Annotated in this window: 18 protein-coding genes; 10 read left to right on the top strand and 8 right to left on the bottom strand. The window is 53.2% G+C overall.

The annotated features are described in order from the left end of the window. Positions 1-2: 2 nt before the first annotated feature. From HMY34_RS02150 to HMY34_RS02130, 5 genes are all read right to left on the bottom strand, one after another. A complete protein-coding gene (locus tag HMY34_RS02150; protein WP_202717565.1) occupies positions 3-947 on the bottom strand; it encodes an MbnP family copper-binding protein in 945 nt (314 codons plus the stop codon). A gap of 182 nt (positions 948-1129) precedes the next feature. After that, positions 1130-1645: a hypothetical protein gene (locus HMY34_RS02145; RefSeq protein WP_202717564.1), complete on the bottom strand. Its 516-nt coding sequence runs from the start codon at positions 1643-1645 to the stop codon at positions 1130-1132. Positions 1646-1737: 92 nt separating this feature from the next. Next, positions 1738-2502 carry a metal ABC transporter permease gene (locus HMY34_RS02140; protein WP_202717563.1) on the bottom strand — a complete coding sequence of 255 codons (765 nt, stop codon included), beginning with the start codon at positions 2500-2502 and terminating at the stop codon, positions 1738-1740. Positions 2503-2505: 3 nt separating this feature from the next. Beyond that, positions 2506-3402: a metal ABC transporter substrate-binding protein gene (locus HMY34_RS02135; protein ID WP_202717562.1), complete on the bottom strand. Its 897-nt coding sequence runs from the start codon at positions 3400-3402 to the stop codon at positions 2506-2508. 9 nt (positions 3403-3411) lie between these two features. Further along, positions 3412-4731, bottom strand: coding sequence for a putative porin (locus HMY34_RS02130; protein ID WP_202717561.1), 1320 nt, complete (start codon positions 4729-4731; stop codon positions 3412-3414). Positions 4732-4839: 108 nt separating this feature from the next. On the opposite strand from HMY34_RS02130, the gene HMY34_RS02125 reads away from it, so the two are divergent. From HMY34_RS02125 to HMY34_RS02080, 10 genes are all read left to right on the top strand, one after another. Further along, on the top strand, positions 4840-5292 hold the full coding sequence (locus tag HMY34_RS02125; protein ID WP_202717560.1) for a Fur family transcriptional regulator: 453 nt from the start codon (positions 4840-4842) through the stop codon (positions 5290-5292). A gap of 71 nt (positions 5293-5363) precedes the next feature. Next, positions 5364-6572, top strand: coding sequence for a zinc metallochaperone GTPase ZigA (gene zigA, locus HMY34_RS02120; RefSeq protein ID WP_202719103.1), 1209 nt, complete (start codon positions 5364-5366; stop codon positions 6570-6572). 2 nt (positions 6573-6574) lie between these two features. Next, positions 6575-6976: an RNA polymerase-binding protein DksA gene (gene dksA, locus HMY34_RS02115; RefSeq protein WP_202717559.1), complete on the top strand. Its 402-nt coding sequence runs from the start codon at positions 6575-6577 to the stop codon at positions 6974-6976. A gap of 7 nt (positions 6977-6983) precedes the next feature. Continuing rightward, positions 6984-7409: a phosphoribosyl-AMP cyclohydrolase gene (hisI, locus tag HMY34_RS02110; RefSeq protein WP_202717558.1), complete on the top strand. Its 426-nt coding sequence runs from the start codon at positions 6984-6986 to the stop codon at positions 7407-7409. Next, positions 7406-8077 carry a DUF3299 domain-containing protein gene (locus HMY34_RS02105; protein ID WP_202717557.1) on the top strand — a complete coding sequence of 224 codons (672 nt, stop codon included), beginning with the start codon at positions 7406-7408 and terminating at the stop codon, positions 8075-8077. The genes hisI and HMY34_RS02105 overlap by 4 nt, the downstream gene beginning before the upstream one ends. A gap of 99 nt (positions 8078-8176) precedes the next feature. Then, complete coding sequence (locus HMY34_RS02100) at positions 8177-8872, top strand: metal ABC transporter ATP-binding protein (RefSeq protein WP_202717556.1); 696 nt, start codon at positions 8177-8179, stop codon at positions 8870-8872. Continuing rightward, on the top strand, positions 8872-9738 hold the full coding sequence (locus HMY34_RS02095) for a metal ABC transporter permease (protein ID WP_202717555.1): 867 nt from the start codon (positions 8872-8874) through the stop codon (positions 9736-9738). The genes HMY34_RS02100 and HMY34_RS02095 overlap by 1 nt, the downstream gene beginning before the upstream one ends. A gap of 17 nt (positions 9739-9755) precedes the next feature. Further along, positions 9756-10658, top strand: coding sequence for a metal ABC transporter substrate-binding protein (locus HMY34_RS02090; protein ID WP_202717554.1), 903 nt, complete (start codon positions 9756-9758; stop codon positions 10656-10658). Between the two features lie 7 nt (positions 10659-10665). Next, positions 10666-11778 (top strand): CobW family GTP-binding protein, encoded by a 1113-nt coding sequence (locus tag HMY34_RS02085; protein ID WP_202717553.1) that lies wholly within the window; start codon positions 10666-10668, stop codon positions 11776-11778. A gap of 14 nt (positions 11779-11792) precedes the next feature. Next, positions 11793-12479 carry a ZrgA family zinc uptake protein gene (locus HMY34_RS02080; protein ID WP_202717552.1) on the top strand — a complete coding sequence of 229 codons (687 nt, stop codon included), beginning with the start codon at positions 11793-11795 and terminating at the stop codon, positions 12477-12479. A gap of 92 nt (positions 12480-12571) precedes the next feature. On the opposite strand, the gene cydX is transcribed toward HMY34_RS02080, so the two are convergent. From cydX to HMY34_RS02065, 3 genes are read right to left on the bottom strand one after another with little or no spacing between them, the layout of a single operon-like run. After that, positions 12572-12679 carry a cytochrome bd-I oxidase subunit CydX gene (cydX, locus tag HMY34_RS02075; protein ID WP_202717551.1) on the bottom strand — a complete coding sequence of 36 codons (108 nt, stop codon included), beginning with the start codon at positions 12677-12679 and terminating at the stop codon, positions 12572-12574. An 11-nt stretch (positions 12680-12690) separates the two neighbouring features. After that, on the bottom strand, positions 12691-13833 hold the full coding sequence (gene cydB, locus HMY34_RS02070; protein WP_323127455.1) for a cytochrome d ubiquinol oxidase subunit II: 1143 nt from the start codon (positions 13831-13833) through the stop codon (positions 12691-12693). Next, positions 13830-15398 carry a cytochrome ubiquinol oxidase subunit I gene (locus HMY34_RS02065; RefSeq protein ID WP_202717549.1) on the bottom strand — a complete coding sequence of 523 codons (1569 nt, stop codon included), beginning with the start codon at positions 15396-15398 and terminating at the stop codon, positions 13830-13832. The genes cydB and HMY34_RS02065 overlap by 4 nt, the downstream gene beginning before the upstream one ends. Positions 15399-15718: the final 320 nt, after the last annotated feature.

The following is a 15718-nucleotide window of genomic DNA, read 5'->3' as shown; positions in this document are numbered from 1 at the left end:
CGTTACTGAATAGAGAATGCCTGTTGTGAGCCGGGGGTGGTACTGCCAAGGCTGTGTGCCAAGCCAAGATTGCCGAAGATAGCGGGGCAATCTTTGTCGTCTTGTCCAGACATACAGCCAATGGCGCTACCCGTGTCAATGTTGATGTTCGTTCCAGCGATGGTTTTGGCGTAATCTAGCACGACAGTGCTAGTGGTTGAACCTGTTACCTTAAAACCTTCCAATTTGACGGTGGGGCGGTTAGGGCTAGTGCAAGTAACGACTGCGCCGGTGGTTGGGTCGCCAGAACAGCCGGTAGAACCCAGATGCAGATTGAAGGTTTTGGTGGTGGTGCTATCCAGTTTTGTCACCAAGGCGGTGGGGTTAATATCCAAGCGCATAAATTTGTGACCAGACTGCCAAGCCCAGAACATCCCCGCCCGGTTGTAAGGCGCACGCGAAGTGCTGGCGTTGTGGTGGTTAGCAGTGGAAGGTACACCGACGATAAATTCAATGCCCGTGACGGTAGCGGGGTCAACGGCTGCTTTGAGTTTGACTTCTTTGTTGGTGGTTTTGACCGCGCCGTTACAGGAATCCGTTTTGTCTTGGAAATCTAACATCGCTACGCCGTATTGTGGGTCTTGGAAAGCGTTGTCATCCAAGGTAGTGCTGACGCTTTTGCCATCGCTGGTTTTCAGCATAATGTCGTGGATGTAGAAGGCAAAATCACTGACTTTACCACTATCACCGGATGAACCCAGCCCGGTCAGGGTGGCATCGCAACTGATGCTGGTTGTTCCGGCTTTTGCTGCGAAGGGGATAGTCAGGCTAGTGGTGGTGGCGGTTGCCGCTACTGCGGTGGAGGCAGTGCTGGTGGTGTCACTGCTGCTAGAGCCGCCACCGCAGGCAGTCAAGAATAAAGCGCCAGCTACAGCCAGTCCGGTTTTCAATGATGTTGTTTGTTTCATGCGTCCACCTTTTGGTTTGATAAAACTCAATATTGATCGTGACGCTATAGAGCAAATATCGCGCCAAATATTTTTTTGATTTTTATCAAAGGGTTGGTGGTTCTAGTGGTGATCTAATCGCGTGAAATGACACGTTTTACTGCGGCATTTCACGCGATTGATGTGGAGATGCTAAGGAGCTGTTATTTGCTGGTCATAGAGGCTTTTTGCAGACTAACCACTTGCGCCCACTGTTCCGGGGTCAAAATGGTTTGCATGTGGTCGCGGCATTTGGTTTTTTGTTCAGCTAAAGCGCGGCGCATCGCTGTTATTTCATCAAACTGCTTCATCAGGTCGGCTTCACTTGCCCCACTCATGGAGGCTTCTGCCAACGCTTGTTCAGATTCGACGATTTTTTTGGCTGCTTCTGCTGCTTTATCGCTATTATCCTTGAACCAAGCACCCACCTGCATGACTTGATCATCGGTTAGTTTCAGTTCATCAAGGTTTTTCTTGATGGTCACCATGTAATTCGGTAGCGGGTTAGCGTGCTTCATGTTTTGCATCGCCTGTTGTTTGGCGGCAGCTTCGGCATCCATAGGTGCGGTTGCGGTAGCAGCAGGCATAGCCTGTGCAGGGGCTGGTTTGGCGGCATCATCGGCAACAGCGACACCCACAAGGGCAGCAGAAAGTAACAGGTAACTGATCGGTTTCAACATGGGTTTTCTCCTGATTTAAGATTGATTAAGTTTATTTTTCACGGTATTTTTAAAAGTATAAATGTCACGAATGTCAGTTGCATTGCGTATTGTCAAGCCTTGCTTGCTAACCGATACCCCAACCCCGCCAGTGCCAGAAACCACACAATACTCGCCCCGGTCGGCAAATCCAGCCACGCCGACACCGCAATCCCCGCCGCATACCCCAACACCCCCAACCCAAAAGCCGGAAGCAACGCAGGCTGCTCTTGCGCTTTGCCCATCACCGCCAATGCCGGAATCACCAAACTGGCAAACACCAAATACACCCCGACGATTTGTACCGAAAACGTAATCACCACCGCGAACACCAGATAAAAAGTGCGCCGCGCAAACAACCGAGGCAACCAGTGCGGAAACTGCCACACCACCAGCCAAAACACCCCCGCCAATACTGCCAACGGCACTAAATCTGCCCAGTTCACCCACAAAATTTGCCCGGTCAGCAATTCCCGCAAATGTTCGCCACCGTGCGGATTATTCGCCAGCAACAGCAAGCCACCCGTCGCCGCCAACACAAACACGATCCCGATCAAGGCTTCCTGCTGGTGTTGCCAGCGCGTTTCTGCCCAGCCCAGCAATGCCGCCCCGCCCAATGCCGCACTCAGCGCAATCACCTGCGTTGCCCAGCCATGCACTTCCCAGCCCAGCGTATGCGCGGCAATCACCCCCAAGCCAGCGATTTGTGCAATCGCCAAGTCGATGAAAATAATGCCGCGCCGCAACACCTCCCGCCCCAGCGGGATATGCGTTGCCAATACCAGCAAGCCTGCCACCAATGCAGGCGCGAGGATGGAAAGCTGCAATGCCCAATCCATCCGTTACCCCTGCACGCTGGTCAGGCGTTGGATAATGTCATCAAACAGCGTAAACAAATCCGTCGCCGCTGGTGTGCCACCCACCGTAGACGGCAACATCACCACCGGAATCCCCGCTTTGCCTGACAACCATTGTGCCGAACGCGGGTTTTCGTAAGCCGAGTGCAACACGAATTTGGCAGGCGTGGTTTGCAATTGCTGCAACACGTTCGTCAGGTGTGCAGTGGTAGGAGGAATGCCGGGTTTGGGTTCGAGCGTGGCGACTTCCTTCAAACCGAGCCAATCTTGCAGGTAGACCCAGCTTTTGTGATGCACCACCACTGGCGTGCTGCGTAAGCTGGCTGCCTTGTTTGCCCAGCCTTGCAGCGCTTGCTGCCAGCGCGTGTTGAAGTTGGTGTAACCTTGCTGGTAATGCGCGGCATTGGCGGTATCCAGTTGTGCCATGCGTTCCGCCAGTGCTTTGGCAACTTGCGCAATGCGGCGCGGGTCGGTCTGGATGTGCGGGTTGCCGTCGGCGTGGACATCGCCATCGCTGCGCTCAACCTTCACGGGAATATCGAGCAATTGCACCTGTTGCGCTGCCATGAATGACCCTGGTTGCCCCTCCTGCACTTTGGCATTGCCGGATTTTTGCAACAGGATCGGCAACCAACCAATTTCCAGTTCTGCACCGGTACACACCAGCAGATCAGCATTGCGCACTTGCGCAATCAGGCTGGGGCGACCTTCGATATGGTGCGGGTCTTGCAAGCCAGTAGTGGCGTTATAGACGCTCACTTTGTCGCCGCCGAGTGCTTGCGCCAATGAACCCCATTCCGGTTCGCAGGCAAAGATTTTCAGGTCAGCGTGTGCCAGTGCACTGCTGCACAATAGGCTGACAGCGAGGATGAAACGTTTCATGCGGACTCCTTAAAAACCGTGTGCGCCGTGCGAACCGAAGCTGTGGGTGTATTGCAGCATCACTTGCTGGTCGGTTTCCGGCGTGCTCTTGTCTTCGTTGAACTGCAAGCGTAAGCGGCTGTATTCACGCGGGGTGTAATCCACCATAAGGGTATTGCGTTTGGGGGTATGCCCTTCGGTGGCAAGCCCTGTGGTTTCGACTTGATGGTCGGTTGCTGCTTTCCCGTTGGCTTGCGTCAGGGTGTTATCGCTGTCCAGTTGGTCATGGCGCAAACCGACCCGCCAGTGTGGACGGAACTGGTAGACACCTTGCACGTAAAAACCGTCCTGCTTGCCGTCGTAATCGAGGGTGCGTTCCAAACCGCCATCCGGTTTTACGAGGTCGATCTTGCCGGATTCATCACGCTGGAAATATTCGCCTTGTAGCTTGAAGTTACGTTCTTGAGCATTGCCATTCGGTGCCCATTTGTAAGTGGCGTTAACGGTGTTGATGCTACTTTTGCCATCAAAACTGGGAGTCGCGGCATGGATTGAACCATCGGCTCGCGTATGGGAATGCAATTCGCCTTCGCGGTCGTTGATACTGTCTGCCCGCCAGTGACCGATTCCGGCTTGCCAGCTATGATCCGTGCCAATGTCGCCGCCGGTTTTGGCGAATACGGTGGCTGCCCCAACCGTATCATCGCTATTAGCAGCGGGAAATTTATCGCCTTTGAACAGTTCTGTCCCCACTTGCACAAATTGCTGGGTAGGGGCGACGTAACTGAGCTGCACACCGTCATCATTGGTATGCCCGCCAAACATGCCTTTGTAAACCAAAGGATTATCGGCGAAATCCCATTCGTGGTTATGTTTGCTGCTCAGATAGCCGACATCCGAAAAAAACCGCCCGGCTTTGACGGTCACACCCTTGCCCAATCCTTGGGTTTCGACGAAAGCTTCTTCCAGTTCCATTTCCAGCCCTTCATCCTCAGTCTCCATAATGCCAGTGGTCACGCGGGCTTTGAGTTTGTCGTTGATATTGCCGGAAACCACCGCTTCGATATGCCCAGTGTGCAAGCCTTCACGCATACCGTGATCATGTCCGCCGGAAGGGAAGCCGGGTAAATGGGCATGTTCGTGGTCGTGTTCTTCTTCACCTTCTTCGTGGGCGGCTTCATCTTTGTTGCTGTCGAAATAGATGCCTTCGACAATCAGGCTACCTTCCCAGTTGGCGCTGGGTTTGAGGGTATCCTTGATGGCGTTGCCTGTGGTGGTTTCGGCGAAAGCGGTCGGTGCTGCCAGTGCAGCAACAATGGCGATAGCCAAAGTCGTTTGTGTCAGTTGCATATCTTCACCCCGTTGGTGCTTGAACGTTTATAATGGGGCAAATGGTACGTGCATTGAGGAGATAAATGCAATACTGTTGCAAAATATCGACGCTAACGAGTGGCAAATATGACCCCATCCAACCCGCTTCCCGACGGTGAAATCGCCGCCCGCACCCTGCTCCAACAGACTCAAGGCAGAGTAACGCCTGCACGAGTCGGGGTGCTGGGCATTTTGCTCAATGCCAATGCCGCCCTGAGCCATCAGGAAATCGAACAAACCGCACTCCAGCAAGGCTTGATTGTTGATCGCGTGACCCTTTACCGCGCCTTGGACTGGTTGGTGGAGCAGGGGTTAGCACACAAGATCCCTGGGGCAGACCGCACTTGTCGTTACAATGCACAAGCGGGAGTACCCCACCAGCACGCCCATTTCCATTGCAAGGATTGCGAGCAGGTATTTTGTTTGGAAAATTTGCAGCCCACCTTGCTGTTTGCCTTACCGGGCGGCTACCAGATCGACGAGGTGGAACTGAACCTGCAAGGGCGTTGCCCTGATTGCCGCAATAAACATGCAAGTTAATTGCAAATAGCCAAGGGCAACACTACAATCCAATGCAATTTAGTTGCAATAAGGATTCCAACATGCAAGCAATGCTCACAGCACCTGATACTCGCCTGCCTGTTACGGTTCTCTCCGGCTTTTTAGGCGCAGGCAAAACCACTTTGCTCAACCACATCCTCAACAACCGCGAAGGCAAGCGCGTTGCCGTCATCGTCAACGATATGTCGGAGGTGAATATTGATGCCGAACTGGTGCGTTCCGGCGGTGCAGAATTGTCTCGCACCGAAGAAAAAATGGTGGAAATGAGCAACGGTTGCATTTGCTGCACCTTGCGCGAAGACTTGTTGTTGGAAGTCGGGCGGTTGGCGAAGGAGGGCAAGTTTGATTATTTGGTGATCGAATCCACCGGCATTTCCGAACCGATGCCCGTGGCTGAAACCTTTACGTTTGAAGATGAAAATGGGCAATCGCTATCCCACATTACCCGCCTTGATACGATGGTGACGGTGGTAGATGCTGCCAATTTCCCGCGTGAACTGGATCGCGCCCGTTCCTTGCAAGAAGTCGGCGAATCCTTGGGCGAAGATGACCAGCGCAGCGTGGCAGAATTGCTGGTCGATCAGGTGGAATTTGCGGATGTGATTTTGCTCAACAAAGCCGATCAGGTTTCCTCTGAAGAACGCGCCCGTCTCGAACATGCGTTACGCCAACTCAACCGCGAAGCCGAGATTATCCCCGTGACGTTTGGGCAAGCACCGCTGGATAAAATCCTCGATACTGGGCGTTTCAGCTTTGAACGCGCTGAGCAAGCTCCCGGTTGGTTGCAGGAGTTACGCGGCACGCACAACCCTGAAACGCTGGAATACGGTATCGGCAGTTTCGTGTACCGCGCCCGCCGCCCATTCCACCCTGAACGTTTGGCGGATGTGCTGGACAATGGTTTGCGCGGCGGCACATTGCTGCGTTCCAAAGGTTATTTCTGGCTGGCAACCCGCCATCACAACGCGGGTGAATGGTCGCAGGCGGGTGGTTTGTTGCGGCTGGGTCAGGCGGGTTTCTGGTGGGCAGCGGTACACCGCGATGATTGGCCGGATGATGCGGAATACCGTGAACACATTCTGGCGCAATTTGAGGGCGATTATGGCGACCGCCGCCAGCAACTGGTGTTCATCGGGCAAGGGCTGGATCAGGCGCGGATTACCGCTGCACTGGATAGCGCACTGCTAACCGATGACGAAATGCAACTGGGATTGGAAGGCTGGAAACGCTTTCCTGATCCAATTCCGGTGTGGGGGTAACGATGACGGAAGCTGAATTACTGGCGATGTCGCCAGAAGATTACATGAATGCGCAGCAACTGGCTTTCTTTCGGGGCATGTTGCTAGACATGAAAAATGCGATTCTGGAGCGCGGCGAAGAGACCATGCAATCCCTGCGTGAGAGCGAATTGCTGCCCGACCCGGCAGATCAAGCCACGCTGGAAGAAGAACATGTGCTGGAATTGCGTACCCGTGACCGCGAGCGCAAATTGCTGAAAAAGATCAATGAGGCGTTGGAACGCCTTGACAGCGGCAACTACGGGTATTGTGAGGAAACCGGCGAGCCGATTGGTTTGCCGCGTTTGTTGGCACGCCCTGCGGCAACCTTGAGTCTGGAAGCGCAAGCCTACCGTGAAATCCAGCAGCGGCAGTTTGCGGGGTAACAGATTTATGTCAAAAGCTTTTTTCCAGTCGATTGAGCCAAGCCCTTGTGAAACTCGATTTCCGCTGGATACTGTTCTGGGGAATCTAGCCTTCAATGAGCAAGGGCTGATTCCAGTGATTACCCAGCAATACGATACGGGTAAGGTATTGATGATGGCTTGGATGAATGCGGAATCTATCCGCAGAACGCTGACCACGGGAGCAATGACGTATTGGTCACGTTCCCGGCAAGCGTTTTGGGTTAAAGGGGAAAGCAGTGGCAATACCCAAACGCTCAAACTCATGCGCATTGATTGTGATGGCGATGCCCTATTGTGTCAGGTAGATCAACAAGGTGGCGCATCGTGCCATACGTTGCGCTCAAATTGCTTCTATTTTGAGGTGGATACCGTGTCATCTAACGTAGTCGTTAATGAATCCATGCCGCTATGAAAGCCAACCATTGCTTATTGATCGGTTTTTTTCTGTTCCTATCGGGTTGTGATACTGAAACAGCCACAAATGCAGAGCAGGCATCGGAAGCAGCAACGTTGCCAGCAGATGCTCCCGCACTTGGAACGAAGATCCAACAATTGACTGGTTCTGGGGCTAAAACCACCTCACAAACTGGTGAATATCCGCAAATTGCTTGGGAAGACCTGGAATTACCGGGACATGGGCTGGAAGACATCGTAAAAAAATACCAACCCCAAATTGATGCCATCCCGGAAGGTGATCCCGCCGAGGAAGCTGTCATGGATAAAATGCAGGCTGAGTTAAACACTGCGCCAGTCAATCCGGCAATGAATGGTAAAAAAATCAAATTACCCGGCTTTGTTGCACCGTTGGAAATAGACGAAAGCAACGGGATGGTCGGTGATTTTTTATTAGTGCCTTATTTTGGCGCATGTATCCATCTGCCCCCTCCGCCCTTGAGCCAAACGCTGTTGGTTAAACCCAAAACGGGCAAAAGCATTGGTATGGAACGGGTTTATGAGCCTGTTTGGGTTTCTGGAACGATTAAGACAGAAAGCACCAAAACTGATCTTGCCGACGCAGGCTATAAGATCGTGGATGCCGCTATAGAAATGTACCAAGAGCCAAACGATGAAACGCAATAGCCACCGCAACCATAGCTTGTTGACCGCTGGGCTGGGCTATCGCCTGTTATTGGTGACACTACTGATTGCTTTGCTATGGTTGGCGGTTGGGTGGGTGTTATGGTGAATCCGCCCGCTATCAGCTTTCATGACCTGACACTGGGTTATGGGAAACATGCAGTGCTACGGCATCTGGAGGCAAGCGTGCCACGCGGGGCATTGCTCGCGGTGATTGGCGCAAACGGCACGGGCAAATCCACCTTGCTGAAAGCATTGATGGGCGAACTTAAACCCATGGGCGGCAGTATCCAGCGGCATGGTTTTGGGTGGCGCGATCTTGCCTACCTGCCACAACGGGCGGCGTTGGAGCAGAACTTCCCTATGGATGTGCATGATTGCGTGGCAATGGGGTTATGGCGACAGGTCGGTGCTTTTGGCGGTGTTTCCTCGGTACAGGAAAATCAGATTACCGACGCTTTGGCAACGGTGGGGATGGGGGGGATGCGGCACGTCGCATTATCCCGTTTGTCTGGTGGGCAGATGCAACGGGTATTGTTTGCTCGCCTGTTGCTCCAAGATGCGCCGGTTATTCTGCTGGATGAGCCATTCAATGCCATTGATACCAACACCATCCTTGATTTGATGAAGCTGATTCAGCATTGGCATCAACAAGGGCGTACTGTGCTAACGGTGTTACATGACTGGGGGCTGGTGCGTCAGTATTTCCCCGCTACCTTATGGCTGACAAACGGTCAAGCCGTATACGGAACCACGGCAAAGGTGTTGGGGCAACAGTCAGAACGGTGGGGTGCCTGATGTTGTATGACCTGCTGTTTGCACCCTTTACCGATTATGTGTTTATGCAACGCGCCTTGGTGGGGACGTGGGCAATGGCATTGGGGGCAACGCCGTTTGGGGTGTTCCTGCTATTGCGACGTATGAGTTTGGTCGGGGATGCAATGGCACATGCCATTCTGCCGGGTATTGCCGTCGGCTATCTGTTGGCCGGTTTATCCTTGACTGCGATGACGCTGGGCGGGTTGGTGGCAGGTGTAGTCGTGGCGGTGCTAACCAGCTTGGTAACACGGCTAACCCGTTTGCCGGAAGATGCCAGTTTGGCGGCTTTTTATCTGGTGTCATTGGCATTGGGTGTGCTGATCATTTCTAGCAAGGGCAGCAGTGTGGATTTGGTACACGTGCTGTTTGGGTCAGTATTGGCTTTGAATAATGCGGCATTATTGCTGGTGGCAGGCATTGCCACGCTCTCTATGCTGACTTTGGCGGTTTTGTACCGCCCCTTGGTGCTGGAATGCTTTGATTCCGCTTATTGCCGTTCGGTCAGTACCTTTGGGGGTTGGACACCCGTGGTGTTTCTGACCATGGTGGTGTTGAATCTGGTGGGGGGCTTCCATGCGTTGGGGACGTTGATGGCGGTAGGCATTATGATCTTGCCCGCTGTCATTGCCCGTCTGTGGACACAGCAATTAGGCACGATGTTGGCATTGGCGGTGGCGGTTGCCATGTTGTGCAGTTGGTTTGGCTTGTTGATGTCTTACCATTTTGACTTGCCATCAGGCCCCACCATCATCCTGAGTTTGGGGGGAGTGTATATCCTGTCTGCCTTGTTAGTGTTACGCCCGCAGCGTGGCAAGGTTGAGTCTGTTAAACATTTTTCACACTGAATTAAGGAGAAAATAGGATGTTTCATCAATGGTTACGGCCTTGCCTGTTGGTAGTGTTGCTGGCATGGCTACCGTGGGTTCATGCCGAGGAAGCCCCGCTCAAAGCGGTTGCTACTTTCAGCATTCTGGGGGATATGGTCAAGGCGATTGGTGGGGAACGCATCCAGTTGACCACGCTGGTGGGGGCTGATAGTGACGGGCATGTTTACCAACCCACGCCTGCCGATGCAAAAACAGTAGCACAGGCGGATATGCTGTTCGTCAATGGCTTGGGGTTTGAAGGCTGGTTGGAGCGGCTGGTCGAAGCATCCGGTTATAAAGGCAAGGTGGTGACGGCGACAGAAGGCATTACCGGCTTGCCGTTGGATGGGGGGAGTCATCAACATGAAGGAGTTGACCCCCATGCTTGGCAAAATCTCGCCAACGCAAAAACGTACATCCAGAATATTACTCGTGCCTTGCAGGATGCTGATCCAGTAGGCAGTGCGGTGTATGCCATCAACCGCGATACTTACCTGCAACAATTGGCTGTACTGGAACAGCAACTTGCCGAAACCCTAGGCAAATTACCCGAAGACCGCCGTAGTGTTGTGACCAGTCACGATGCGTTTGGGTATTTTGCGGCGGCGTACCAGCTTAAATTCCTTGCCCCACAAGGCATTAACACCGAAACGGAGGCGACTGCCAAAGATGTGGCGGCCTTGATTGAGCAGATTCGTGCTGAAAAGATCACCGCCGTTTTTGTGGAGAACATGGTATCACCGCGTTTGCTGGAACAGATTGCGGCTGAAAGTGGTGCAACAGTAGGTGGGACATTGTATGCAGATGCCTTGTCACCTGCGGATGGTGTCGCCGGGACTTATCTGGCAATGATGGAGCACAATATCGAAACCTTGTATCAGGCATTGGCAGCAAAGTGACCCAAGCATGACCCCAACCACACAGCAGCACCCGGATGACGTGGTGGATAACCGCTTTCCGATTACCATCCTCAGCGGTTTTCTGGGCAGCGGCAAAACCACTGTCCTTAATAACCTATTGAAACCGTCATTCTGGGAACGATTGTTGCGCATCCCGCCGTTGACGGCGGTGATTATGAATGAGTTCGGTAGTGTCGGGCTGGATCATCAACTGGTCGGTGATACCCAAGGGCCAATGGCATTGCTCAACGGCGGCTGCATTTGCTGTGAAATTCAGGGTTCGCTGGTTCCCACCCTGAAAAATCTGTGGATGGGGCGGCGCGACGGCACATTGCCACCCTATGAACGCATCATCATCGAAACCACCGGGGTTGCCGACCCGACATCGGTGATGGAAACCCTGCTGCGTTCCGACTGGGTGGCGTGGCGGCATTATCTGGATGGCGTGGTCATTACTGTCGATGCACTGTTTGCCGATAGCCAGCTTGATGCGCATTTCGAGGCTGTCAGACAAGTGGCGACGGCTGACCGTCTGCTGCTGACCAAGACCGACCTCGCCGATGCAGACAAAATTGCCCAGCTTGAAAGCCGCCTTGCCAAACTCAACCCAGCGGCACCGATTGTCCCGGTGCTGAACGGCAATGTAGACCCTGAGCATGTTTTCAAACTGCGGGCATACCACCAAACTGAACCCGCCAAGGCGCAGCAATGGCTGGCGGTGGATAATTTCCGTCTGATAACGCCGCTTGCACCGATGCGCCCCGGCATCCGTAACCCCAGCCTGCCTGCTTCCCCCGGCATTGACGGGCGTATCCGCAGTTTTTCGCTGGTGTTTGACCACCCCTTGCCTTGGCAGGGCATTGTGGATGCACTGGAAACCCTGACCGGTTTTTGCAGCCATCGCCTACTGCGCATGAAAGCCATTGTCAATGTGCAAGAATACCCCGGTCGCCCGGTGGTACTGCACGCCGTCCAGCACCTGTTTTACCCCTCGGTGGAACTGCCGCGCTGGCCTGATGACGACCAGCGCAGCCGTTTCGTCTTTATTACCGCTGACCTGGATGAAACCTTTGTCAGCAATTTGCTGTCTTCTTTCACGAAAACCCTCGAAAATCAGTAAAACCGGAGAACACCATGAAATTTCCACACATTTTGATCAGTACCCTCAGCCTGTTCGTTGCCCTGTCTGCTGGTGGTGTTTACGCCGACGACCACAAGCACGAAGCGCACGATGATAAAGCCAAAACCGAAACGCACGAACATGAAGCCGAAGGCCACGAAGAACACGGCGCACACGAACACGGTGCTGCTACGTTGAGCCTTGCTGCCGGGGCGGAAGGGCTGGAAATTATGCTCGAATCCCCCGCTGCCAACATCGTCGGCTTTGAACACGCCGCCAGCACCGATGAGGATAAGAAAAAATTGGCAGATGCTAAAGCCAAGCTGGAAGCCGGAGCAGACCTGTTCAGCATCAACCCCGAAGCGGAATGTACCTTGAAAAGTGCCGAAGTGGTTTCTGCCTTGTTAGGCAATGCGGAAGCAGCGGAGAAGGATGCCGATCACGATCATGAAGACAAGGATAAAGGCAAGGAAGAACACGCCGACCATGCTGATCATGACCACAAGGACGGTGAAACCCATAACGACATGGATGTGACTTGGACGTTTGCCTGCGCCAAACCCGCCGAATTGAAGGAAGTGACCACCAAACTGTTTGCGGCATTCCCGGAAGGTTTCCAGAAAGTCAAAGCGGAATGGGTAACAGATAAGGGAGCTTCTGCGCAAGAACTGGATAAGGATGCCACGCTCAAACTCAACTAACTATTGAGACTGTAAAAAATCCGGGGTGGCCTTTGGGAACACAACCACCCCGGAAAACCGTGTTAGAGAGGGTTTGTTATTGTATTTGTTGGCTATTGGTCAGCACTTTCCAGATCGCCATGAAACTCCAGCCACATCACATTAATAATGCCGAATGCACACGCAAGCAGCACTCCTAAAATCCACGCGAAATACCACATAGCAAACCTCCTCAATAAACCGAATGGTCGTTGTCACGGATAAACTGCACAGTGACCTTGCCCCACAACTGCTTGTAGCACCAGAAGGTGTAAAACAGGATGATGGGTACAAAGATCATTGCTGCCCAGAACATGATTGCCAGCGTCAAATGGCTAGAAGCCGAATCCCAAATGGTCAGGCTATGGCTAGGGTTCAAGCTGGAGGGCATCACGAACGGAAACAATGATACCCCTGCGGTCATGATGATCCCGACGATGCTCAAAGAGCTGCTGATAAAGCCCATCACCGGACGGTTTGAGCCAGCCGCTGCTACCACACCCAATGCACCTAACAGACCTGTGATGGGTGCAAGTATCGCTGTTGGATAAAGGCTGTAATTCGCCAGCCATGCACCCGCCATTGGCACAACCGTTTTCGCCACCGGATTCGGCAAGGTATCATGTGCTGGCATTTGGGTAATGGCATAGCCATCAATGCCAGCCCACAACCAAATACCTGCCAGCGCGAAAGTGACAAACACACCCAGCCCGGTCAATTGCGCTGCCTTACGTGAACGCGCATACACGTCCGCATCCGTGCGCATCATCAGGTAAGTTGCGCCTTGCATGGTGAACATTAGCAAGCTAACCAATCCTGCCAACACCGCAAACGGATGAAACAATCCAAAGAATGAACCTTGCCCACTCACCCGCAAGAACTCATCAAACTGGAACGACACCCCTAAAAACAGGTTGCCAAACGCCACCCCAATCACCAGCGGCGGAATCACCCCCGCAGCCACCAAGCCCCAATCCCACGTATTGCGCCAGCGCGGATCAGCAATCTTGGAGCGGTAATCAAACCCGACGGGTCTGAAAAACAGTGAAAACAGCGTCAGCACCAACCCCCAGTACAGCATTGAAAAGGCCGCCCCGAACGTAATTGGCCAAGCTGCAAAAATTGCCCCCGCCGCCAGAATCAACCACACCTGATTGCCATCCCAATGCGGCGCAATCGTGTTGATGGCTACGCGGCGTTCCTCATCGGTTTTACCAACAATGCGCAGCAATGCGCCCACACCCATGTCGAAGCCATCCGTCAGGGCAAAGCCGATAAACAGCACGCCCACCAGTACCCACCAAATCACCTTGAAGGTTTCGTAATCGAAAATCATGCCTGTACTCCTTTAGCGTTTGCCTCGAAATGGTAGCCGCCGGTATGCAGGCTGCTTGGCCCTTGCTTGGCGAACTTGATCATCAGGTACATTTCTGCCACCAGCAGCACGGTGTAGAAAAACACAAACCCAGCGATAGACCCGATCAAATCCCATTCCGTCAAGGTGGATGTGCCCAAGAACGTCGGTAATACCTCACCAATCGCCCACGGTTGGCGACCGTATTCCGCCACAAACCAACCGCATTCAATCGCAATCCACGGTAACGGCAAGCTGTAAAAGGCAAAGCGCAGCAGCCACGGCTTGCTGCACGCGGTCTTTTTCGCGGTGTAATAAAATGCCATTGCAAACAGCACCAGCATTAGAAAACCCGCTGCTACCATGATGCGGAATGTCCAAAACAGCGGGGCTACGTGCGGGACGGTATCTTGCGCGGCGAGTTTGATGTGCGCTTCGGTAGCGTCGGTCACATTCGGGGTAAAGCGTTTCAGCAACAACCCGTAACCCAAGTCTTTGCGCAAGTGTTCAAACTGGGCTTTTTCAGTTTCCGTGGCGGTATTCTGGCGCAACTTGAGGAGTATGCCGTAAGCCAACATACCGCTGCGGATGCGCTGGGCATTTTCTTTCACCAGATCGTTGATGCCTTTGACTTCTTCCGTGAGCGAGCGGGTGGCAATCAAGCCCAATGCCCACGGGATTTTCACCTCAACGCTGTTGGTGCCTGTTTCCTGATCGGGGAAGGCAATCAAGTTGAAACCAGCGGGGGCAGGGTGGGTTTCCCATTCCGCTTCAATCGCTGCCAGTTTCATTTTTTGCACGTCACCCGCTTCGTAACCGCTTTCGTCACCCAACAAGATCACGGAGAGGATAGCGGCAAAACCGAACCCGGCAGCGACCGCGAATGAACGGCGGGCAAAGCCGAGATCACGCCCTTTGAGGATGTACCACGCACTGATTGACAGCACGAACATTGCGCCAGTCACATAACCTGCCGCTACGGTATGCACGAACTTGACCTGCGCCACCGGATTGAGCAGCACAGCGGCGAAGTCGACCATTTCCATGCGCATGGTTTCATAGCTGAATTCGGAGCCGACCGGGTTTTGCATCCAGCCATTGGCTATCAGAATCCACAGCGCGGATAAGTTCGTGCCAATCGCCATCAGCCATGTGACCATCAAATGAGAGGTTTTGCTCAGCCGATCCCAACCGAAGAAGAACAGCCCGACGAAGGTGGATTCGAGGAAAAACGCCATCAAGCCTTCAATCGCCAGCGGTGCGCCGAATACGTCGCCGACGTAATGCGAGTAATACGCCCAGTTGGTGCCGAACTGAAATTCCATCGTCAAGCCGGTGGTGACACCGAGGGCAAAGTTGATGCCAAACAGTTTGCCCCAGAAGCGGGTCATGTCTTTGTAGACTTGCTTGCCTGTCATCACGTAGACGGATTCCATGATGGCGAGCATAAAGGTCATGCCCAGCGTCAGCGGGACGAACAAGAAATGGTACAGCGCGGTAATGGCGAACTGCCAGCGCGAGAGATCGACGACTGCATCGCTGATCATAGAGCCTCCAGATAATGACAAAAAGGTTGTTGGCTACCCTAAACGCAATTAGTGTGCCATGTTCTGGAAGTTTTATATTTCAATGACTTGCTGAATATTTCGATGATTTTTCTGTGTTAAATCACGGTTGCCTGTGGCAAATGGCACGTCATGAACACGGTACTGGGCGAACATTGCGTAGCAGAAAACAGGTTAAGCAAACCACGCTGACGGCGACCTGTGTTTTATGACTCATTGGTTGTGTTATTTCACGCGAATGTTCAAGGGAATACAGCGCCATGTTATCCGAAAGTCTTTATGAAATAAGCCATTAGAGCCAA

The sequence above is a fragment of the Thiothrix subterranea genome, from assembly GCF_016772315.1.
Lineage (GTDB): Bacteria > Pseudomonadota > Gammaproteobacteria > Thiotrichales > Thiotrichaceae > Thiothrix > Thiothrix subterranea.
The sequence above is the reverse complement of the archived record's forward strand: the minus strand, read 5'-3'. Positions and strand labels throughout refer to the sequence as shown.